A 21,097-nucleotide genomic window follows, 5' to 3' on the forward strand; every position below is an offset into this window, starting at 1 on the left:
CCACTCATGCAAAACGATCAACTGGTCCAGCTGGCGATCGACGCCCTGGAAGACATGAAGGCTCAGGACATCACCACCATCGATGTCCGCGGTAAGACCAGCGTTACCGATTACATGGTGATCGCCAGCGGTACCTCCAGCCGTCACGTGAAGTCGATTGCCGACAACGTGCTGGAGAAGGTCAAGGAAAACGGCGTGCGCCCGCTGGGCAGCGAAGGCCTGGATGGGGGCGAATGGGCCCTGCTCGATCTTGGCGACGTGGTGGTCCACGTGATGCAGGTCGCCACCCGCCAGTTCTATGACCTCGAACGTCTCTGGCAGGGTGCCGAGCAGAGCCGCGCGCAGCACGGTTCCGATCACGAGTAAGCGACCGCCGTGCGTATCAAGCTGATCGCCGTCGGTTCGCGCATGCCGCGTTGGGTGGAGGAAGGCTGGCAGGAATATGCCAAGCGCCTGCCGCCCGAGCTGGCGCTCGATCTGGTGGAAATCCCGCTGAACACCCGTGGCAAGAATGCCGACGTGGCGCGCCTGATCCGTCAGGAGGGCGAGGCCATGCTGGCGAAGGTGCAGCCGGGCGAGCGCATTGTCACCCTGGAGGTGCACGGCAAGCCCTGGAGCACCGAGCAACTGGCGGCGGAGCTGGATCGCTGGCGGCTGGACGCGCGCACCGTCAACCTGATGGTGGGCGGGCCCGAAGGGCTGGCACCGGAGGTCTGCGCCCGCAGCGAGCAGCGCTGGTCGCTGTCGCCGCTGACCTTGCCGCACCCGCTGGTTCGCATCCTGATCGGCGAACAGATCTACCGGGCCTGGACGGTGTTGTCCGGCCATCCCTATCACAAGTAACCGTCACCGATGCCGCAGCCGATCCGCCTGAAAGACCACGAAAAGGATGCACGCCTGGTGCGCAGCCGCGTCATCGCGGGTGCCGTGGTGGTGGTGGCGCTGATCCTGGCGCTGGTGGCGCGGCTGTATTATCTGCAGGTGATCCAGTACGAGTACCACTCGACCCTGTCGGAAAACAACCGGGTCCACGTCCAGCCGATCCCGCCGACCCGTGGGCTGATCTTCGATCGCAACGGCGTGATCATCGCCGACAACCGGCCGAGCTTCAGCCTCACGGTAACCCGTGAGCGGGCCGGCGACTGGGAACAGGTGCTGGACATCATCGTCGAGGTGCTGGAGCTGACCCCGGACGACCGTGCGCTGTTCGAGAAGCGCATGAAGCAGGGACGGCGGCCGTTCGAGCCGGTGCCGGTGCTGTTCGAGCTGAGCGAGGACCAGATCGCCCGTATCGCGGTCAACCAGTTCCGCCTGCCCGGCGTGGAGGTGGCTGCCCAATTGGTCCGTCACTACCCGCAGAAGGAGCATTTCGCCCATTCGGTCGGCTATGTCGGACGGATCAACGAACAGGAGCTGAAGAAGCTCGACCCGGTGGATTACAGCGGCACCCACCATATCGGCAAGACCGGCATCGAGCGCTTCTATGAAGATCAGTTGCACGGCCAGGTGGGGTACGAGGAAGTCGAGACCAATGCCCGTGGACGGGTATTGCGGGTGCTCAAGCGCACCGACCCGACCCCCGGCAAGGACCTGACCCTGACCCTCGACCTGAAGCTGCAGGAAGCCGCCGAAGCCGCCCTGGGCGGGCGCCGTGGCGCGGTGGTGGCGATCGAACCGGCCACCGGCGACGTGCTGGCGATGGTCAGCCAGCCGAGCTTCAACCCCAACCTGTTCGTCACCGGCATCAGCTTCAAGGACTACGCCGAGCTGCGCGACTCCATCGACCGGCCGCTCTACAACCGCGTATTGCGGGGACTCTACCCGCCGGGTTCGACGATCAAGCCGATGGTGGCGGTGGCCGGGCTGGATGCCGGGGTGGTGACGCCGGCGACGCGGGTGTTCGATCCGGGCTTCTATCAACTGCCCAATTACGATCACAAGTACCGCAACTGGAACCGCAGCGGCGACGGCTGGGTGAACCTGGAGATGGCGATCATGCGCTCCAACGACACCTACTTTTACGACCTCGCCCACAAGATGGGTATCGATCGCCTGCACGACTACCTGTCGCGTTTCGGTATCGGCCAGCGCGTGTCCCTGGACATGTTCGAGGAAGCCGAGGGCCTGATGCCCTCGCGCGACTGGAAGCGCGCCCGCTACCGCCAGGCCTGGTACCCCGGCGAGACGCTGATCCTCGGTATCGGTCAGGGCTACATGCAGGCGACGCCGCTGCAACTGGCCCAGGCCACGGCGCTGATGGCCAACCGCGGCAAGTGGATTCGCCCGCACTTGGCCAAGAGCATCGAGGGCAAGCCGCCGGTGGACGAGAATCCGATGCCCGATATCGTGCTGCGCGACCCGAAGTTCTGGGACTATGCGCGCAACGGCATGGAAATGGTGCTCCACGGGCCGCGCGGCACCGCGCGCAAGGTGGGCGACAGCGCGGTCTACCGCATCGCCGGCAAGAGCGGTACCGCCCAGGTGGTGGCGATCAAGCAGGGCGAAAAATACGACCGTTCCAAGGTGCAGGAGCGTCACCGCGACCACGCGCTGTTCATCGGCTTCGCTCCGGCGGAGAACCCGGAGATCGCCGTGGCGGTGATGGTGGAGAACGGCGAGTCCGGCTCCGGTGTCGCCGCACCGGTGGTCAAGCAGGTGATGGACGCCTGGCTGTTGGACGAGAACGGCCAACTGAAACCCGAATTCGCCGAGCCCCGGCCTGCGGAGGTGCTCGCCCATGAACGGTAACTTCGACCGTACCCTGTCCAGCGAAGACGTGATGCGCCGCCGCGCCAGCCTGCTGCAGCGCATGCACATCGACGGGCAGTTGCTGCTGCTGTTGCTGCTCCTGGCCGCCGGCGGCCTGTTCGTCCTGTATTCGGCCAGCGGCAAGAGCTGGGACATGCTGATCAAGCAGGCAGTCTCCTTCGGCGTGGGACTGACCGCCATGATCGTCATCGCCCAGCTCGAGCCGCGCTTCATGGCGCGCTGGGTGCCGCTGGCCTACCTGGTCGGCGTCGGCCTGCTGGTGGTGGTGGACGTAATGGGGCACGACGCCAAGGGGGCGACGCGCTGGATCAACATCCCCGGGGTGATCCGCTTCCAGCCCTCGGAGTTCATGAAGATCATCATGCCGGCGACCATCGCCTGGTACCTGGCCAAGCGCAACCTGCCGCCCCGGCTCAAACACATTGCCATCAGCCTGGCGCTGATCGGCGTGCCGTTCGTGCTGATCCTCAAGCAGCCGGACCTGGGAACCTCGTTGCTGATCCTGGCTTCCGGTGCCTTCGTGCTGTTCATCGCCGGTCTGCGCTGGCGCTGGATTCTCGGAGCGGCGGCGGCGGTGGTACCGATCGCCGTCGGCATGTGGTTCTTCGTCCTCAAGCAGTATCAGAAGCAGCGGGTGCTGACCTTCCTCGACCCGGAGAGCGATCCCCTGGGTACCGGCTGGAACATCATTCAGTCGAAGGCTGCCATCGGTTCCGGCGGGGTGTTCGGCAAGGGCTGGCTGCTCGGCACCCAGTCGCACCTGGATTTTTTGCCCGAAAGCCATACGGACTTTATCATTGCGGTCCTTGGCGAAGAGTTCGGCCTGGTCGGCGTCTGCCTGCTGCTGTTGATCTACCTGCTGCTGATCGGTCGCGGCCTGGTGGTCACGGTCCAGGCGCAGACATTGTTCGGCAAGCTACTGGCCGGCAGCCTGACCATGACCTTTTTCGTTTATGTCTTCGTGAATATCGGTATGGTCAGCGGCTTGCTGCCCGTGGTGGGGGTGCCGTTGCCCTTCATCAGTTACGGTGGAACTTCGCTGGTGACACTACTGTCAGGGTTCGGGGTTTTGATGTCGATCCACACCCATCGCAAGTGGATCGCACAGGTATAACGAGAAGTGAAGGAATCCATGCAAGAGCTGCGTAGCTGGGCTGCGGGCAAGGCGATTCGAATCGGTCTGGCTGGCGTTCTGGGGTTTTCCGCTTTCGCGCAGGCGGGGGATTACGAAGGTTCGCCCCAGGTGGCCGAGTTCGTCGCCGAGATGACGCGCGACTACGGTTTCGCCGGTGAGCAACTGGTCAGCCTGTTCCACGACGTGGAGCGCAAGCAGACGATTCTCGACGCGATTTCCCGGCCGGCGGAGAAGGTGAAGCCGTGGAAGGAATACCGGCCGATCTTCATCACCGAATCGCGCATCGCCCGCGGGGTGGATTTCTGGCGCGAGCATGAGGCTGCGCTGGCCCGCGCCGAGCAGGAATACGGGGTGCCGGCCCAGGTGATCGTTGCGATCATCGGCGTGGAAACCTTCTACGGACGCAACACCGGCAGCTATCGGGTGATCGACGCGCTGTCCACTCTTGGCTTCGATTATCCGCCGCGGGCGCCGTTCTTCCGCCAGCAGCTCAAGGAATTCCTCCTGCTGGCTCGCGAGGAGCAGGTCGATCCGCTGACCTTGAAAGGTTCCTACGCCGGTGCCATGGGCCTGCCGCAATTCATGCCGAGCAGCTTCCGCGCTTACGCGGTGGACTTCGACAACGACGGGCACATCGATATCTGGAGCAATCCGGTGGATGCCATCGGCAGCGTCGCCAGCTACTTCCAGCGTCACGGCTGGGTGGCCGGCGAACCGGTGGTCAGCGCGGCCCAGGTGCGCGGCGACCAAGTCGAGCAGGGCTTGACCGAAGGTCTGGAACCGGTGAAAAACGTCGGTGAATTGCGTAGCCTGGGCTGGGCGAGCCGGGACGCCCTGCGCGACGACCTGGCCGTCACCGCCTTCCGCCTGGACGGCGAAGCCGGCCCGGAGTACTGGATGGGGTTGCCGAATTTCTACGTGATCACACGCTATAACCGCAGCGTGATGTACGCCATGGCCGTGCATCAGCTGTCCGATCTGCTGGTTCAGGCACGAGGCCGGAAGTGATGGTACAGATGCCGATCAAATGGGTCGCCCTGGGTACACTGGGTTTGATGTTGGCGAGCTGTTCCAGCAGCCGCGCGCCGCAACCCGTGCAACCGGGCGTGACGCCGATTTCCGGTCCCGGAAGCTTCAGCCGCCCGCATCGGGACGGCGCGCCCTGGTGGGACGTGGATGTCTCGCGCATTCCCGATGCGGTGCCCATGCCGCATTACGGCAGCTACAAGGCCAACCCCTACACGGTGCTCGGCCAGACCTACTACCCGATGAGCGATGCGCGGCGCTACCAGGCCGTTGGCACCGCCTCCTGGTACGGCACCAAGTTCCACGGCCAGGCCACCGCCAACGGTGAAACCTACGATCTCTACGGCATGACCGCCGCGCACAAGACGCTGCCGCTGCCGAGCTACGTGCGGGTGACCAACCTGGAGAACGGCCGCAGCGTGATCCTGCGGGTCAACGACCGTGGCCCGTTCTATTCCGACCGCATCATCGACCTGTCCTTCGCCGCGGCGAAGAAGCTCGGTTACGCCGAAGTCGGCACCGCGCGGGTCAAGGTGGAAGGCATCGATCCCAACGAGTGGTGGGCCAAGCAGGGCCGTCCGGTGCCGATGGTCCTGGCGCAGCCGGGGACCAAGGTTCAGTCGGTCAGCCAGAACGCGCCGATCACCGTGGCCAGCGTCGCCCAGCCGAGCCCGGCACCGATGGCCCAGCCGATCGAGCAATACACGCCTCCGCCGCAGCAGCACGCCGCGGCGGTACTGCCGGTGCAGGTCGACGCAAAAAAAAAAGGTTCGCCCGGAGCCTCTGGCCTGTATCTCCAGGTTGGGGCCTTCGCCAATCCCGACGCTGCGGAGCTTCTCAAGGACAAGCTGAGCCAGGCGGTCAATGCGCCGGTGTTCATCAGCTCAGTCGTGCGCAACCAGCAGATCCTGCACCGGGTGCGCCTGGGGCCGATCGAGACGCAGGGTGAGGCTCAGCAAGTACAGGACAGCGTGAGGCTGGCCAACCTCGGCCAGCCGACCTTCGTGAAGCCGGAGTGAGAACCCGGCCCGCCGAATTGCCCCGCGGGGCATGTTTGACCATCAGCCTAAAACCTCAGAGAGACGGATGAACATCACCAGCTTTGCCCAACGCATCACCTTGTCGCTTCTGCTGCTCACCGGCGCCTCCGCCTGGGCCGCCGAACCGGTGATCCCGGCACCGCCGCAACTGGCCGCCAAGTCGTATGTGTTGATGGATGCCGCCAGCGGTAACGTGCTGATCGAGAACAACGCCGACGAGCGCTTGCCGCCGGCCAGCCTGACCAAGCTGATGACCGCCTACCTGGCGACCCTGGACATCAACCGGGGCCAGATCAAGGAAACCGACATGGTCCGCGTCAGCGAGAAGGCCTGGCGGATGGGCGGCTCGAAGATGTTCATCGAAGTGGGCAAGGAAGTGTCGGTCAACGACCTGCTGCACGGCATCATCATCCAGTCCGGCAACGACGCCAGCGTCGCCCTGGCCGAGCACATCGCCGGCAGCGAAGACGCCTTCGCCGACATGATGAACGCCACCGCCGAGCGCCTCGGCATGCGCAACAGCCACTTCATGAATGCCACCGGCTGGCCGGACCCGGATCACTATTCCTCGGCCCACGACATGGCGCTGCTGGCCCGCGCGATCGTTTACGAAGATCCGCAGCACTACGCCATCTACGCACAGAAAGAATTCTTCTGGAACGGCATCAAGCAGCCCAACCGCAACCTGCTGCTGTGGCGCGACAAGACCGTGGACGGCCTGAAGACCGGCCACACCGAGGAAGCCGGCTACTGCCTGGTATCCTCCGCCGTGCGCGACGGCATGCGCCTGATCGCCGTGGTCTTCGGCACTGCCAGCGAGCAGGCCCGTGCCGCCGAGACCCAGAAGCTGCTGACCTACGGTTTCCGTTTCTTCGAAACCCAGACCTTCTACCAGAAGGGTGCCGAACTGGCCCAGGCCCAGGTCTGGAAGGGCAGCGCGCGCCAGGTCAAGGCGGGCCTGAACCAGGACCTGACCCTGACCCTGCCGAAGGGACAACTGAAGAAGCTGGCCGCCAGCATGACCCTCGAACCGCAACTGGTCGCGCCGATCCAGAAGGGCGACGTGATCGGCAAGGTGGAGGTCAAGCTGGGCGACGAGGTGGTGCACAGCGCGGATCTGGTTGCGCTGGAAGGCGTGGAGGAAGGTGGTTTCTTCCGTCGTCTGTGGGATAGCATCCGCCTGTTCTTCTACGGATTGTTCAATTGATTTGCCCTGGGGTGCTCCCTGCCCGGGCGCACCCCTTTGGACGGGCCAGAGGCCCGCTGACGCCATGACCGATACCGATGTACAAGCCCCGAAAATCGACTTCCCCTGCGAGCGCTATCCGATCAAGGTGATCGGCGACGCCGGCGAAGGCTTCGCCGACCTGGTGATCGAAGTCATCCAGCGCCACGCTCCCGATCTCGACGCATCGAGCCTGGTGGTGCGCGACAGCCGCAACGGGCGTTTCCTCTCCGTGCAGGTGCTGATCACCGCCACCGGCCTGGAGCAGTTGCAGGCGATCCATATCGACCTCCGCGCCACTGGCCGCGTGCACATGGTGTTGTAAGTGGCGGCAGCTGAACTCGTCGTACGCCATCTTGGGGTGGTGGACTATCTGCCGACCCTGGAATCGATGCGTCGGCTGACTGCCGAGCGCAACGAACTGACGCCCGACGAAATCTGGCTGCTGCAGCATCCCCGGGTGTTTACCCAGGGGCAGGCCGGCAAGTCCGAGCATCTGTTGGCGCCGGGCGACATTCCAGTGATCCAGGTCGATCGCGGCGGGCAGGTTACCTACCACGGCCCGGGCCAGCTGGTGGCCTATCTGATGCTGGATCTGCGCCGTCTGAATCTGGGCGTGCGCGAGTTGGTGACGGCGATGGAAGAGAGCTTGGTGGATGTGCTGGCCAGCTATTCCGTGGAGGCGGCGCCAAAGGCCGATGCGCCTGGCGTGTATGTCAACGGCGACAAGATCGCTTCGCTGGGGCTACGGGTCAGCCGGGGCTGCTCGTTCCACGGGCTGGCGCTCAATGTGGATATGGACATGACGCCCTTCCTGCGCATCAACCCCTGCGGCTATGCCGGGCTGAAAATGGTGCAACTGAGGGACCTGCTCGATACGCCGCCAGCGATCGAGGAGGTGGCGCAGCGTCTCGAGCAGGTGCTGCGCCAGCGGCTGGGGTACGTCTGAGGCGTTCGCTTCGTTAATCCAGGCTAGGTCACCGGGGTGGCCATAGCCTGGATTAGCCAACGGCGTGATTCGGAGAGCGTCAGTTCAGGTTCAGCGTCGGGATGAGGCTGGTATCGACTTCCTGACCGGGCACCGGAGCCGGTGCCGCCAGGCCCAGGTTGTTCTTCTCGAATACTCGGTCGGCGCGGTAGCTGGAACGCACCAGCGGGCCGGCGGCGACTTCCATGAAGCCCTTCTGCAGGCCGATGTCGCGGAAACGGTTGAACTCCTCGGGGCTGACCCAGCGCTTGACCGGCAGGTGGTTGCGCGTCGGCTGCAGGTACTGGCCGAGGGTGAGGATGTCCACGCCGATGGCGCGCAGGTCATCCATGGTCGCGATGACTTCCTCGTCGGTTTCGCCCAGGCCCAGCATCAGGCTGGTCTTGGTCAGCACGTCCGGGCGGTGACGCTTGGCATGCGCCAACACGTTCAGAGTCTTCTCGTAGCCGGCGCGCGGATCGCGCACCTCATGGGTCAGGCGTTCGACCGTCTCGACGTTCTGTGCGAACACTTCCAGGCCGGAATCCACTACCCGTTCGATGGCCGACAGGTTGCCGTTGAAATCCGGGGTCAGGGCCTCCACCACCACTTGCGGGGTGCGCTCCTTGATGGCGCGCACGCAGGCGGCGTAATGGCTGGCGCCACCATCTTCCAGATCGTCTCGATCCACCGAGGTCAGCACGATGTAGCGCAGCGCCATCAGCTCGACCGACTCGGCGGTGTTCTGCGGTTCTTCCTTGTCCAGCCAGCCGTTCGGGTTGCCGGTATCCACCGCGCAGAAGCGACAGGCGCGTGTGCACACCGAGCCCATCAGCATGATCGTGGCGGTACCGTTGGACCAGCACTCGCCCATGTTCGGGCAATGCGACTCCTGGCACACCGTGCTCAGGCGGTGCTCGCCGACGTTGCGCTTGACCGCTTCGAAGCGGCTGCCACCAGGCGCCTTGACCCGCAGCCACTTGGGCTTGGGCTCGAAGACCTGGGGTTCGGCAGAGGAGCGGCGCTTCTGGCCGTCCTTGATCGCGACGATGCCCTGAGCGGTGCGGAACTTGTCGCCGCTGGCAACGGGTTTGGACGGGGTTGTATCGGACATCGGGAATCTGGACTCCGTGTAGAGGCTCCATAGGCTGGTGGCTTGTGGCCGCCGCGCAGTCTATCACAGAAGGTATTCGCACAAGCTGGCAGCCGCCCGCTGGCCGGTGTGCAGTGGTGCGCCTGGCTTCGATCTTCCCCGCCTCAGAATTCCAACTTGTACCCCACCCCATAGATCGAATGGATCAGGCTCTGCTCCGGGTCGATCTGCTCCAGCTTGCGCCGCAGGTTCTTGACGTGACTGTCCACCGTGCGGTCGGTGACCACCCGGTGGTCGTCGTAGAGGCGATCCAGCAGCTGGTCGCGGGAAAACACCCGCCCAGGGGAAGCTGCCAGGCAACTCAGCAGGCGGAACTCCACGGGCGTCAGGTCCAGCTCGATGCCCTTGAAGCTCGCCTTGTAGGTGCTTTCGTCCAGGCTCAGCCCTTGTTCCGTCCGGACGGTCAGTGGGCGCCGGCGCAGGATCGCACGGGCGCGGGCCACCACTTCGCGGGGGCTGAACGGCTTGCAGATGTAGTCGTCGGCGCCGAGGTCGAGGCCGAGCAGGCGGTCGATCTCCTCGACCCGGGCGGTGACCATGATGATCGGCACGTCGCTGAACGTGCGCAGTTCCCGGCACACCTCCAGGCCATCGCGGCCCGGCAGCATCAGGTCGAGGAGAATCAGGTCCGGCTCCTGTGCGCGGACCGCGGGCACGACCTTCAAGCCATTGTCCAGGCAGGCGACGTCATGACCCGCCGCCTGCAGGTAGTCGCGCAGCAGGGCGGCCAGCTTGGGTTCGTCCTCCACCACCAGGATGCGGGCGGACGCCGGGGCATCGTTGAGCATGTCACTGTCCTCCCTTCGGCAGACGGATGTTCAGCCAAAGCCCGCCGAGGGGAGAGGGGCGCGCTTCGATGGTGCCGCCATGGGCCTCGACGATGCTGTGACAGATCGCCAGGCCGAGCCCCGACCCGCCACTGGCACGGCTGCGCGATCCCTCGCCGCGGTAGAAGCGTTCGAACAGCCGCGGCAGGTGTCGTTCGTCCACGCCGGGCGCCGAATCGAGGAAATCGATGCTCACCGCATCGTCCTCGACCTGGACGGCGACTCGCAGGCAGCCGCCGGCATGGGTGTAGCGCATGGTGTTCTCCAGCAGGTTGCTGAACAACTGCTGCAAGCGCCCGGCATCGGCGAGCACCGGCACGGGCTGCGCGGGGAGTTGCAGCTCCAGGGCCAGGCCGTGTTCGGCGCAACGATCGCGGTAGATGCCGAGGACGATGCGCAGTTGCTCGACGATGTCCAGCTCGCTCTTGCGATAGGTCAGCGCGCCGACGTCCGCCAGCGACAGTTCGTAGAGATCGTCCACCAGCTTGCTCAACATGCCGACCTCCGCCTGTAGCGAGCGAAGCGATTCGCCGTCGAGCTTGCGCACGCCATCCTCGATGGCCTCGAGTTCGCCGCGCAGGATCGCCAGCGGTGTGCGCAGCTCATGGGAGACATCGGCCATGAAGGCCCGGCGCATTTGCTCGTTGCGCTCCAGGGTGTGGGCGAGCTGGTTGAAGTCGCGGGCCAGTTGGCCGACTTCATCCTGGGAGTCGACACTCACCCGCTCGGTGTATTCGCCCGCGGCCAGACGATGGGTGGCGGCAGCCACCTGCTTGACCGGCGCCAGCAGTCGTCGCGCCACCCACCAGGCGATCAGCGCCGCCAGCAGCAGGGCGATCAGCCCGACGACCAGGCTGGCCCGCAACTGGTTGTGCAAGAAGCGTTGGCCGCCGACCTCGATGACGCTTTGGAAGGGCGTCATGGCCAGCCAGCCGACGGTCCGCCCGTCGACCACGATCGGCCGGCGCACCGCGTCCCGCCCCACTTCGATGAAGCTCATCACCGGTTCGCCGCGCTCGTCCAGCAGGGAGATGCGCAGCATGGCCCCGGTCAGGTCGGAAACCGGCGCGAGCCGGGGCGTGGACATGTCGCCGGGGCGGAACGGGTCGTTTTCCGGCCGGGTCATTTCGAACCAGACGCGGGGCTGGTTGCGAACGAATTCCCAGTTGCCGTGCTGCCGGTAGCCTTCGCTGACCTGTGTCTGCATGGCGTCCATACGCTGCACGGCCAGTTCGTTGACATAGCCGAGGAAGCCGCGGACGAAGCTCCAGCCGTCGGCCGCACCCATGGCCAGGGTGACACACAGGGCGGTGGAGAGCACGGCGAGGAATAGTTTGGTGGAAATGCTGATTTTCATGGATTCAGGCGTGCGTCGAGGAGCCGTCATTAAGGCCGTCCTCGGTGCCGGTTTCAAGGCGGGACGGGGCCCGGCGGGGCAATCTCCAATTTTTCTCCACATTTGCCGCTCAGCATCGCTGGCCATCAGAGACGAGAACGCACCGGCGCCTGCCGGTTGGAGAAACCGATGCCCACAATACTCAACAGATTCCTGGTCAACCTGGCCCCGCTCATTGCCCTCTCGGCGGTGCTGGCCGGTTGCTCGCCGGCAGGTGAGATGCCGGCGCCCCCGCCGCCCGAAGTGGGTGTGATCACCCTGACCCCGCAATCGCAGACGCTTACCAGCGAGCTGCCGGGGCGTACACGGGCCTGGATGGTGGCGGAGATTCGTCCGCAGGTCGGCGGTATCGTGAAGCAGCGGCTGTTCACCGAGGGCGCCGAGGTCAAGGCGGGGGATGCGCTGTACCAGCTCGACCCGGCGACCTACCAGGCGGCTTATGCCGAGGCCAGGGCCAATGCCGCCAAGGCCGAAGCGACCCTGGTGTCGGCGCGGCTGAAGGCGAAGCGTTACGCCGAGCTGGCAAAGATCGATGCGGTCAGCCAGCAGGACAACGAAGATGCCCAGGCCAGTCTGAAGACCGCCGAGGCCGACGTGAAATCGGCCCAGGCCAGCGTGGACAGCGCCCGCATCAACCTCGCCTACACCCGCATCGACGCGCCGATCTCCGGCCGCATCGAGACCTCCACGGTAACCCCCGGCGCGTTGGTGACCGCCAGCCAGGAAACCGCCTTGACTACCGTGCAGCAGATCGATCCGCTGTATGTCGACGTCACCCAGTCCAGCGCCGAAGTACTGCGCCTCAAGCGCGAACTGGCCGAGGGCAAGCTGAAGAGCGCCGGCAAGGACGAAGCGCGCATCACCCTGCTGCTGGAGGACGGCAGCCCGTACGCACATGAAGGCCGCTTGCAGTTCGCCGGTGCCACGGTGTCGGAAAGCACCGGCAGTGTCACGCTGCGCGCCGTGGTACCGAACCCCGATGGCCTGTTGCTGCCGGGCATGTACGTTCGCGCGGTGCTGGAAGAAGCGGTGGACGATCAGGCCCTGCTGGTGCCGCAACGGGCGGTGACGCGCAGTGCCAGCGGTGCGGCCAGTGTCCTGCTGGTGGTCGACGGCAAGGTCGAGCAGCGCCTGGTAACGCTCGGTCGTAGCGTCGGCAACGACTGGTGGGTGACCGGCGGCTTGGCCGCCGGCGACCAGGTGATCGTCGAGGGCGGGCAGAAGGCCAGGGTCGGTACTTCGGTCCGCAGCGTCGCCCTCGAACAACCGGCCGGCGCCAGCGACAGCCTGGCCACCCGCAGCGCGAACTGAGGATCGGACGATGCCACGTTTTTTCATCGATCGGCCGATCTTCGCCTGGGTCATTTCCATCGTCATCATGCTCGCCGGCACGCTGTCCATCAGCCAGTTGCCGCTGGAGCAGTACCCGGACATCGCCCCGCCCGAAGTACGCATTTCCGCCACCTATACCGGTGCCTCGGCCAAGACCATCGAGGACTCGGTCACCCAGGTGATCGAGCAGCAGATGAAAGGGCTCGACGGCCTCACCTACATGTCCGCCTCCAGCAGTTCGGCGGGCACCGCCAGCATCAACCTGACCTTCAGCGCCGGCACCGACCCGGACGTGGCGCAGATGCAGGTGCAGAACAAACTGCAACAGGCCGAGTCGCGCCTGCCCCAGGCGGTGCAGAACCAGGGCATCACGGTGACCAAGGGCGGCTCCGACTTCCTGATGATCGTCGCCCTGCAGTCGGCCAACCCGTCGGTCACCAGCACCGATATCGGCGATTACATTTCCAGCAGCCTGCTCGATCAGGTCAGCCGCGTGGATGGCGTCGGCGAGGTACGGACCCTGGGCTCCGGCTACGCCATGCGCATCTGGCTCGACCCGGCCAGGCTGGAGCAGTACGCGCTGATGCCGTCGGACGTCAGCGCCGCCATCGAGGCACAGAACACCGAGGTCTCGGCCGGCCAGCTCGGCGCATTGCCGGCCAGGACCGGACAGCAGTTGAACGCCACCATCAGTGCGCGCAGCAAGTTACAGAGCGAGGCGGACTTCCGCGAGATCGTGCTCAAGGCTGGCAGCGACGGCTCGCTGGTGCGGCTGGCGGACGTCGCCCGCGTCGAACTGGGCAGCGAAAGCTACGACGTGGTGACCTCGCTCAACGGCAAGCCCTCGGCGGCCATGGGTATCACCCTGGCCACCGGCGCCAACGCGCTGGATACCGCCGAGGCGGTGAAAGCGAAGCTGGCCGAGCTGTCGGCCAACTTCCCGGCGGAAATGCAGTTGGAAACGGCGATCCCCTACGACACCACGCCGTTCGTCAGCCTGTCCATCGAGGAGGTGGTCAAGTCGCTGTTCGAGGCCATCGTCCTGGTGGTGGCGATCATGTACCTGTTCCTGCAGAACTGGCGCGCCACCCTGGTCCCGGCGATCACCGTGCCGGTGGTGCTGCTCGGCACCTTCGGCGTGCTGGCGGCGTTCGGTTACTCGATCAACACCCTGACCATGTTCGGCATGGTCCTGGCCATCGGCCTGCTGGTGGACGACGCCATCGTGGTGGTGGAGAACGTCGAGCGGGTCATGAGCGAGGAGGGCCTGTCGCCCCGCGAGGCGACGCGCAAGTCCATGGGCGAGATCAGCGGCGCGCTGGTCGGCATCGCCCTGGTGCTCTCGGCGGTGTTCATTCCCATGGCTTTCTTCGGCGGCTCCACCGGGGTGATCTATCGGCAGTTCTCCATCACCGTCGTCAGCGCCATGCTGCTTTCGGTGCTGGTGGCCATGAGTCTCAGCCCGGCGCTCTGTGCCACCCTGCTCAAGCCCTCGGCCGAAGGCGGGCATGCGCCGAATCGGGGCTTCTTTGCCTGGTTCAACCGCACCTTCGAGCGTAATGCGGGGCTATACCAGGGCGGCGTCGGCAGCGTGCTGCGCCGTGGACCACGATTCCTGGCGCTGTACGCGATCATCCTGGTGGTAATGGCGGTGGGATACCTGCGCCTGCCCGGTTCCTTCCTCCCCGACGAGGACCAGGGGATGCTGATGGCGATGATCCAGTTGCCGGTGGGCGCCACCGATGCGCGCACCCAGGCGGCGATGACGGAGTTCATCGACTACATCCGCGCACAGCCGGAGGTCGACTCCCTGGTCAGCATCACGGGCATGGGCATGGGCGGCAATGCACAGAATGCCGGCCGCGCCTTCATCAAGCTGAAGGACTGGAGTATGCGCGACGGCACCGAACATGCCGCGGCGGCCATCGCCCGGCGCGCCACCCTGGAACTTTCCAACCTGCGCGATGCGAGCATCTTCGTCATGCAGCCGCCGGCGATCCGCGGCCTCGGCGACAGCTCCGGCTTCAACCTGCAACTCAAGGATGTCGGCGGCGTCGGGCATGATGCCCTGGTCGCCGCCCGCGACCAATTCCTCGCCCTGGCGGCCAAGAGCGACAAGCTGGTGGGCGTGCGCAGCACCGGCCTGGACGACACCGCCGAATTCCGCGTGGCCATCGACGACCGCAAGACCGGTGCCTACAGCCTGGCCACCAGCGACATCAACACCACCCTCGGCACGGCCATGGGCGGCAGCTACGTCAACGATTTCATCCACAACGGACGGGTGAAGAAGGTCTACGTGCAGGGCGATGCCGACGCGCGCATGCAGCCCGAGGACATTGGCCGCTGGTACGTGCGCAACAGCCTCGGCGAGATGGTGCCGTTCTCCGCCTTCGCCAGCACCGGCTGGACCTTCGGCTCGCCGCTGCTGGAACGCTACAACGGCAACGCCTCGCTGGAACTGGTCGGCGATCCGGCGGCCGGGGTCAGTTCGGGCGAAGCCATGGCCGAGGTCGAATCGCTGATCGCCCAGTTGCCGGCCGGTATCGGCTACGAATGGTCCGGGCAGTCCTATCAGGAGCGCCTGTCCGGCTCCCAGGCGCCGCTGCTCTATGGGGTGTCGATCCTGTTCGTCTTCCTTTGCCTGGCGGCGCTCTACGAGAGCTGGTCGATTCCCTTCGCGGTAATGCTGGTGGTGCCGCTCGGGGTCATCGGCGCGGTGCTGGCCACCCGTCTCGGCGGGTTGAGCAACGACGTCTATTTCCAAGTCGGGCTGCTCACCACGGTCGGCCTGGCGGCGAAGAACGCGATCCTCATCGTCGAGTTCGCCAAGCAGTTGCAGGAGCAGGGCCGCGACCTGATCGAGGCCACCCTCGAGGCTTGCCGCCAGCGCCTGCGGCCGATTCTGATGACCTCCCTGGCCTTCATGTTCGGCGTGTTGCCGCTGGCCTTGAGCAACGGCGCCGGTTCCGGCGGCCGCCGGGCCATCGGCACCGGCGTGCTGGGCGGCATGTTCTCGGCCACGGTGCTGGGAATTTTCTTCGTGCCGCTGTTCTTCGTCCTGGTCCGTCGTCTGTTCAGCAAGAAGACGCCGACCGAATCCAACCTTGTCGCAGGAGTCCAGCCATGATGCACCGGCCCGTTTTCGTTCCGCTGCTGCTGGCGCTCGCGCTGGGCGGTTGCGCCAACCTCGCCCCGGATTATCAACGACCGCAGGCGCCTGTGGCCGATCAATGGCCGGCGCAGGCGGAGAGCACCTCGGGCAACGCCAGCGCCGAGATCGATTGGCGCAGCTTCTTCATCGACGCGCGTCTCGAGCAGGTAGTCGAACGCGCCCTGGCGAACAACCGCGACCTGCGCGTCGCCGCCCTGAACATCGAGAAGGCCCGCGCCCAGTACCGCATCCAGCGCGCCGAGCAATTTCCCTCGGTGGCGGCCAGCGTCAGTGGGACCCGCTCGCGCACACCGGCTTCGTTGAATGGGGGAGAGGCGGCCAGCATCGGTTCGCAATACAGCGCCGAGCTGGGGTTCAGCAGCTACGAGCTGGATTTCTTCGGCCGGCTGAAGAACCTCAGCGAGTCGGCCCTGGAAGATTATCTGGCCCTGGAGGAGACCCATCGCAGCACGCAGATCAGCCTGGTCGCCGAAGTCGCCAACGCCTGGCTCACCCTGGCCGCCGACAAGGCCCTGCTGCAACTCGCCGAAGACACCCTGAAAAGCCAGCAGGCGTCCTACGAACTGACCCGGCGTAGCCATGACCTCGGCAACAGCTCCGGTGTGGCATTGGCCCAGGCGCAGAGCACCGTGGAGTCGGCGCGCGAGGACGTGGCGGAATACACCAGCCAGGTCCGCCAGGACATCAACGCACTGACATTGCTGGTGGGTGACAGCGTGCCCGACACGCTGCTGCCGGCCACCCTGGATGCGGAAGCCGCGCAACTGGTGGAGATTCCGGCCGGCCTGCCGTCCAGCCTGCTGCAACGCCGGCCCGATGTGCTCGCCGCCGAGCATGACCTGAAAGCAGCCAATGCCGATATCGGCGCTGCCCGCGCCGCGCTGTTTCCCAGCATCACCCTGACCGGTGCGGCGGGTACCAGCAGTGCCGACCTGAGCGGGTTGTTCAAGGGTGGCAGCGGCGCCTGGAGTTTCGGGCCGAGCATCAGCGTACCGATCTTCAACGCCGGCAGCCTGCGTGCCAGCCTCGAGTCGGCGAAGACCGAGAAGGCCATCCAATTGGCCACTTACGAAAAGACCGTGCAGAGCGCGTTCCGGGAGGTTGCCGATGCGCTGGCGGTGCGCAGCACCTTGCAGGACCGGTTGAATGCACAGCGCGCGCTGGTCGAGGCTACCGAGCGCAGCTATCGGCTATCCGATGCGCTCTATCGCAACGGCGCCAACAGCTACCTGGAAGTGCTGGATGCCCAGCGCTCGCTCTATTCGGCGCGCCAGGGGCTGATCAGCCTGGAATTGTCGGAGCAGGCCAACCGCTTGACGCTGTACAAGGTGCTCGGTGGCGGCGCCTCCACCGAGCGGCAGGCCGGCAACGTGGCGTCGTGAGTCAGCGGCTGGTCGTGGCCGGCAGTGCGGCGCCGCGCAACTGGCGGAGCAGCGACTGGGTCGGGTAACCGTCCGCTGGCCAGCCGAGGGACTGCTGGAAGCCACGGATCGCCCGGCGGGTATTGGCGCCGATGATGCCGTCGGCAGCGCCGGGGTCGTAACCGCTATTGGCCAAGCGTTCCTGCAATTCGATGCGCTCGCTGCGCGACAGTGGCAGCTCGTCCTTCGGCCATTGGCCGGCGATCGATCCACCGCCTTGCAGGCGCTCGCCGAGCAGGCCGATGGCCAGGGCATAGGACGACGAGTTGTTGTATTTGAGGATGCTGCGGAAGTTGTTCAGTACCAGGAAGGCCGGGCCACGGTAGCCGGCCGGGAGCAGCAGGTAGGCGCTGTCCGTTTCGTTGCCGGCGGGAATCCCGGCGATGCCCATCTGCCGCCACTCGGCCAGGGACTTGCGGATATCGGCATCGGCCTGGGCGTAGTCGAATCCCTGCGGCAGTTTCACTTCGAAGCCCCAGCGCTGCCCCTTGCGCCAACCGGAGGCTTGCAGGTAGTGCGCGGCCGAGGCCAGGGCGTCGGCGGACGAACCCCAGATGTCGCGGCGGCCGTCGCCGTCGAAATCCACTGCATGGGTGTTATAGGTGGTCGGGATGAACTGGGTCTGGCCCATGGCACCGGCCCAGGAGCCGAGCATCCGTGCGGGCTGGACGTCGCCGTGCTGGAGGATGTCCAGGGCGGCCAGCAGTTGTTCCTGGGCGAACTGCGGACGGCGGCCTTCGTAGGCCAGGGTGGCGAGCGAGCGGATCACCGGCTTGTCGCCCATGATCTGGCCGAAGTTGCTTTCCATGCCCCAGATGGCGACCAGCGCCTGGCGGTCGACGCCGTAGATGTCTTCGATCCTCTGCAGCGTCGCGGCGTGCTGGCGCAGCAGTTGCTGGCCCTTGCCGACGCGCTGAGGAGAGAGGGCGCCGTCCAGGTATTCCCAGACCGGGCGGGTGAATTCGGGTTGGCTGCGGTCGGCGGCGATCACCGCGGGATCGGGCGTGACGCCGGCGAAAGCGTTATCGAAGACCCTGGCGTCGATGCCCTTGCCGAGTGCCTGCTCGCGGAAGCTGGTACGCCAATCATCGAAGCTGATGGCGGGTTGCTCGAACGGTACGTCGGTCGGGATTGGCGCGGCCTGGGGGGCGGCTTGCACCTGAGGGGATTGGGGAGGCTGGATCGGGGTCTGGTCTGCGGCGACAGGCGGTTCGGTGCAGGCGGTCAGCAGCAGCGCGGAGCCGGCGATCAGATGGCGGAACGGTCGGCCGGCGGCGGAACGGTAAAACATGGAACGCTCTCGGGACGTCGAATCAGACCGAGACCATAACACGACATCCGGCATCGTGCCGGAGTCCCGACGATTTTCACGCCGCCAGAAAGACCGAAGCCTCCCAGTTGGTGGACTGGGAGGCTTCGCGGCGGTAGCTGCCTTTGCCTTTTTTCGGCTTTTCCTGGCGACAGCGGAAGAGGGGCTGGGCAACCAGGGATTTGGCCTTGTTCGGGCCGGGTCGGGATTTCTTGGCCATGGGCTTTCTCCAGTGAATGACCTGCCGGCCGGCAGGCGCGCGCATAATCGGGCTTTGTTCAAAAAATGTCCAGAGTTGGGGCTGACGAGTTGGGCGAATGAATTCGCTCCTGCGGGCAGGGCTTTTATTCAGTGCAAGGCAGGCAAACCCTCTCCCCCGGCCCCTCTCCCGTAAACGGGAGAGGGGAGACTCGTCTGCTCGGTGTAACGAAGTGATCCTGACGCTTTGTCGTTGCCGGAGGCCCCACCGGAGAGAGGTTCGGCTAACTCGGACGTCCCGTCAGGAGGCCGAGTCCAATAAGTTCGCCCACTGGTAAGGGTGCCTTTGTAGGGGCGAATTCATTCGCCCGGCGGGACCTTGATATTACTCGGATGGCAACGGCAGGCGCTGGCCGGCGACCAGCAAGGCCAGGCGGCCGAGGGCGTTCCACGGATCGCCGGCCGCCTGGCCCTTGATCTGGGCATCGATGCGTTGGGCATCCATCAGCAACTGGTTCCAGCGGGCGCTGGAGTGGCGTTGCAGTGCCTTGGAGAGCAGCGGCCGGCGTTTGTCCCATACCGGCGGGCGGGCCTGGCTGAAGGCCTTCTCCAGCGGCACCCCCAGGGCATATTGCTGGGCGAGTCCGGCCAGCAGGCGCAGCTCGCGGGCCAGGGCCCAGAGGATCACCGGGGTTTCCACGCCTTCGCCGCGCAGGCCATCGAGCATGCGCAGGGCGTGGGCGGCTTCGCCGTTGAGGGCGGCATCGATCAGGCCGAAGACGTCGAAACGGGCACTGTCGGCCACTGCGGCCTGCACCACGGCGGCGTCGATCTGGTTGCCTTCGGCGAGCAGCTTGAGCTTTTCGATTTCCTGCGCGGCGGCGAGGAGGTTGCCCTCCACCCGCGCGGCGATCAGGTCCACCGCTTCCTGGTTGGCGGCGAGGCCGGCCTGGGACAGGCGTTGGCGAATCCACTGCGGTAACTGGTGGGCGTCGATCGGCCAGATCTGGATGAACTGCGCGTGCGGTCCGTCGATCAGGGCCTTGGCCCACTTGGTTTTCTGCGTGCTGCCATCCAGCTTCGGCAGGCTGATCAGCAGCAAGGTGTCTTCCGCCGGACGGGCGAGGTATTCGAGCAAGGCAGCGGCACCCTTGTCACCCGGCTTGCCGTTGGGGATACGCAGCTCGATCAGGCGCTTCTCGGCGAACAGCGAGAGGCTGGCACCGGCCTCGATCAACTGGCCCCAGTCGAAGTTGTTCTCGACGTTGAACACCTGGCGCTCGCTGAAACCCTGGGCGCGGGTAGCGGCACGGATCGCGTCGCAGGCTTCCTGGCAGAGCAGCGGCTCGTCACCGCTGACCACGTAGACGGGCGCCAGGGAGCCCTGGAGGTGCTTGGCGAGCTGGGCGGGATTGAGCTTCATCGTGGCGGGAGCCGGTCGGGCCGCCGAAGCGGCCCGGGCCGGTCACTGGACCGGCAGTTGGATCGGCGACTGCTGGGGTTCGACCTGCCGCGCACGGCGTGCGGCTTCCAGCGCTTCGGCTTCGGCGCGGGCCCTGGCTTCGGCCGACTGCTGCAACTGGTCGAGCTGGTCCGGGGTGATCCGTTGCAGTTTCATCACCAATTGCTGCACCAGATCGCGGCGCATCTCGTTGCGCAACTGGGCTTCTTCCTGGTCGGAGCCGATCAGGTTGTTCTCGTCGTGCACGTAGATGCTCTGTACTTCGGCATTATCGGCGAGCAGCAGCATGTTCTTCGCGCCACGGATTTCGAAGTCCAGCTTGTCGGTCAGCTCGTACTCGGCCGTACGTGCGCTGCCGGTATAGCTGGCAGTGCGCTTGCCTTCGGTTTCGCGGATCAGTACCAGCTTGTAGGCGGCACCCGAGTAGACTTTGACGTCGTTGCTTTCCAGTTGCTGGCGCAGTTGCTTGACGGTTTCGCCGTAGGCGTTGCGCGCCGAAACGTCCAGTTCGCGCAGGGCGAACTGGATATCGCCGGTACCGCGCAACTGGAAGCCGCAGGCGCTCAGCAGGGCGGCGAGGCCGATCAGGATCAGATTCCGTTTCATCATCTTTGTATTTCCCCTTGGCGAGCGTCCCGCCGCACCACCCGTCGGCGTGCGGC

19 protein-coding genes are annotated in these 21,097 nt (G+C 65.6%); 12 read left to right on the forward strand and 7 right to left on the reverse strand.

Annotated features, from left to right (window positions below):
* Positions 1 to 6: 6 nt before the first annotated feature.
* The 9 genes from rsfS to lipB all read left to right on the forward strand — a co-directional run bounded on the left by rsfS (position 7) and on the right by lipB (position 8,144).
* Positions 7 to 366, forward strand: a complete 360-nt coding sequence (gene rsfS, locus PIN01S_RS09260; RefSeq protein ID WP_084335374.1) for a ribosome silencing factor — start codon at positions 7 to 9, stop codon at positions 364 to 366.
* A 9-nt stretch (positions 367 to 375) separates the two neighbouring features.
* The gene (gene rlmH / locus PIN01S_RS09265) at positions 376 to 843 is read left to right on the forward strand and encodes a 23S rRNA (pseudouridine(1915)-N(3))-methyltransferase RlmH (RefSeq protein WP_084335375.1); all 468 of its coding nucleotides are present in this window, start codon (positions 376 to 378) and stop codon (positions 841 to 843) included.
* A gap of 9 nt (positions 844 to 852) precedes the next feature.
* The gene (mrdA, locus tag PIN01S_RS09270; RefSeq protein ID WP_084335376.1) at positions 853 to 2,748 is read left to right on the forward strand and encodes a penicillin-binding protein 2; all 1,896 of its coding nucleotides are present in this window, start codon (positions 853 to 855) and stop codon (positions 2,746 to 2,748) included.
* A 31-nt stretch (positions 2,749 to 2,779) separates the two neighbouring features.
* Entirely contained in the window at positions 2,780 to 3,883 is a 1,104-nt protein-coding gene (gene rodA, locus PIN01S_RS09275; RefSeq protein WP_170837197.1) for a rod shape-determining protein RodA, read from the forward strand.
* Between the two features lie 18 nt (positions 3,884 to 3,901).
* Positions 3,902 to 4,912 carry a lytic murein transglycosylase B gene (gene mltB, locus PIN01S_RS09280; RefSeq protein WP_084335378.1) on the forward strand — a complete coding sequence of 337 codons (1,011 nt, stop codon included), beginning with the start codon at positions 3,902 to 3,904 and terminating at the stop codon, positions 4,910 to 4,912.
* A complete protein-coding gene (locus PIN01S_RS09285; RefSeq protein ID WP_084335379.1) occupies positions 4,912 to 5,949 on the forward strand; it encodes a septal ring lytic transglycosylase RlpA family protein in 1,038 nt (345 codons plus the stop codon). The genes mltB and PIN01S_RS09285 overlap by 1 nt, the downstream gene beginning before the upstream one ends.
* A gap of 67 nt (positions 5,950 to 6,016) precedes the next feature.
* Positions 6,017 to 7,177 (forward strand): D-alanyl-D-alanine carboxypeptidase family protein, encoded by a 1,161-nt coding sequence (locus PIN01S_RS09290; protein WP_084335380.1) that lies wholly within the window; start codon positions 6,017 to 6,019, stop codon positions 7,175 to 7,177.
* A 64-nt stretch (positions 7,178 to 7,241) separates the two neighbouring features.
* Positions 7,242 to 7,520: a DUF493 domain-containing protein gene (locus PIN01S_RS09295; protein ID WP_084335381.1), complete on the forward strand. Its 279-nt coding sequence runs from the start codon at positions 7,242 to 7,244 to the stop codon at positions 7,518 to 7,520.
* A complete protein-coding gene (lipB, locus tag PIN01S_RS09300) occupies positions 7,521 to 8,144 on the forward strand; it encodes a lipoyl(octanoyl) transferase LipB (RefSeq protein WP_084335382.1) in 624 nt (207 codons plus the stop codon).
* A 79-nt stretch (positions 8,145 to 8,223) separates the two neighbouring features.
* Here the strand turns inward: lipB and lipA are convergent, their stop codons facing one another.
* The 3 genes from lipA to baeS form a co-directional block, all read right to left on the reverse strand.
* On the reverse strand, positions 8,224 to 9,276 hold the full coding sequence (gene lipA, locus PIN01S_RS09305; protein WP_084335383.1) for a lipoyl synthase: 1,053 nt from the start codon (positions 9,274 to 9,276) through the stop codon (positions 8,224 to 8,226).
* A gap of 143 nt (positions 9,277 to 9,419) precedes the next feature.
* Complete coding sequence (locus PIN01S_RS09310) at positions 9,420 to 10,103, reverse strand: response regulator (protein ID WP_084335384.1); 684 nt, start codon at positions 10,101 to 10,103, stop codon at positions 9,420 to 9,422.
* A gap of 1 nt (position 10,104) precedes the next feature.
* Positions 10,105 to 11,499: a sensor histidine kinase efflux regulator BaeS gene (gene baeS / locus PIN01S_RS09315; protein WP_090257184.1), complete on the reverse strand. Its 1,395-nt coding sequence runs from the start codon at positions 11,497 to 11,499 to the stop codon at positions 10,105 to 10,107.
* Between the two features lie 168 nt (positions 11,500 to 11,667).
* Between baeS and PIN01S_RS09320 the strand changes: the two genes are divergently transcribed.
* From PIN01S_RS09320 to adeC, 3 genes are read left to right on the forward strand one after another with little or no spacing between them, the layout of a single operon-like run.
* Positions 11,668 to 12,849: an efflux RND transporter periplasmic adaptor subunit gene (locus PIN01S_RS09320; protein WP_084335386.1), complete on the forward strand. Its 1,182-nt coding sequence runs from the start codon at positions 11,668 to 11,670 to the stop codon at positions 12,847 to 12,849.
* A gap of 10 nt (positions 12,850 to 12,859) precedes the next feature.
* On the forward strand, positions 12,860 to 16,000 hold the full coding sequence (locus tag PIN01S_RS09325) for an efflux RND transporter permease subunit (protein WP_084335387.1): 3,141 nt from the start codon (positions 12,860 to 12,862) through the stop codon (positions 15,998 to 16,000).
* On the forward strand, positions 16,000 to 17,427 hold the full coding sequence (adeC, locus tag PIN01S_RS09330) for an AdeC/AdeK/OprM family multidrug efflux complex outer membrane factor (RefSeq protein WP_084335551.1): 1,428 nt from the start codon (positions 16,000 to 16,002) through the stop codon (positions 17,425 to 17,427). The genes PIN01S_RS09325 and adeC overlap by 1 nt, the downstream gene beginning before the upstream one ends.
* A gap of 1 nt (position 17,428) precedes the next feature.
* Here the strand turns inward: adeC and PIN01S_RS09335 are convergent, their stop codons facing one another.
* The 4 genes from PIN01S_RS09335 to PIN01S_RS09350 form a co-directional block, all read right to left on the reverse strand.
* On the reverse strand, positions 17,429 to 18,757 hold the full coding sequence (locus PIN01S_RS09335) for a lytic murein transglycosylase (protein WP_084335388.1): 1,329 nt from the start codon (positions 18,755 to 18,757) through the stop codon (positions 17,429 to 17,431).
* 76 nt (positions 18,758 to 18,833) lie between these two features.
* Positions 18,834 to 18,995: an alternative ribosome rescue factor ArfA gene (gene arfA / locus PIN01S_RS09340; RefSeq protein WP_084335389.1), complete on the reverse strand. Its 162-nt coding sequence runs from the start codon at positions 18,993 to 18,995 to the stop codon at positions 18,834 to 18,836.
* 363 nt (positions 18,996 to 19,358) lie between these two features.
* The gene (gene holA / locus PIN01S_RS09345) at positions 19,359 to 20,396 is read right to left on the reverse strand and encodes a DNA polymerase III subunit delta (RefSeq protein WP_084335390.1); all 1,038 of its coding nucleotides are present in this window, start codon (positions 20,394 to 20,396) and stop codon (positions 19,359 to 19,361) included.
* Between the two features lie 42 nt (positions 20,397 to 20,438).
* The gene (locus PIN01S_RS09350; RefSeq protein WP_084335391.1) at positions 20,439 to 21,044 is read right to left on the reverse strand and encodes an LPS-assembly lipoprotein LptE; all 606 of its coding nucleotides are present in this window, start codon (positions 21,042 to 21,044) and stop codon (positions 20,439 to 20,441) included.
* Positions 21,045 to 21,097 lie beyond the last annotated feature (53 nt).

Origin of the sequence: Pseudomonas indica NBRC 103045 (assembly GCF_002091635.1) — a bacterium.
GTDB lineage: Bacteria > Pseudomonadota > Gammaproteobacteria > Pseudomonadales > Pseudomonadaceae > Pseudomonas_M > Pseudomonas_M indica.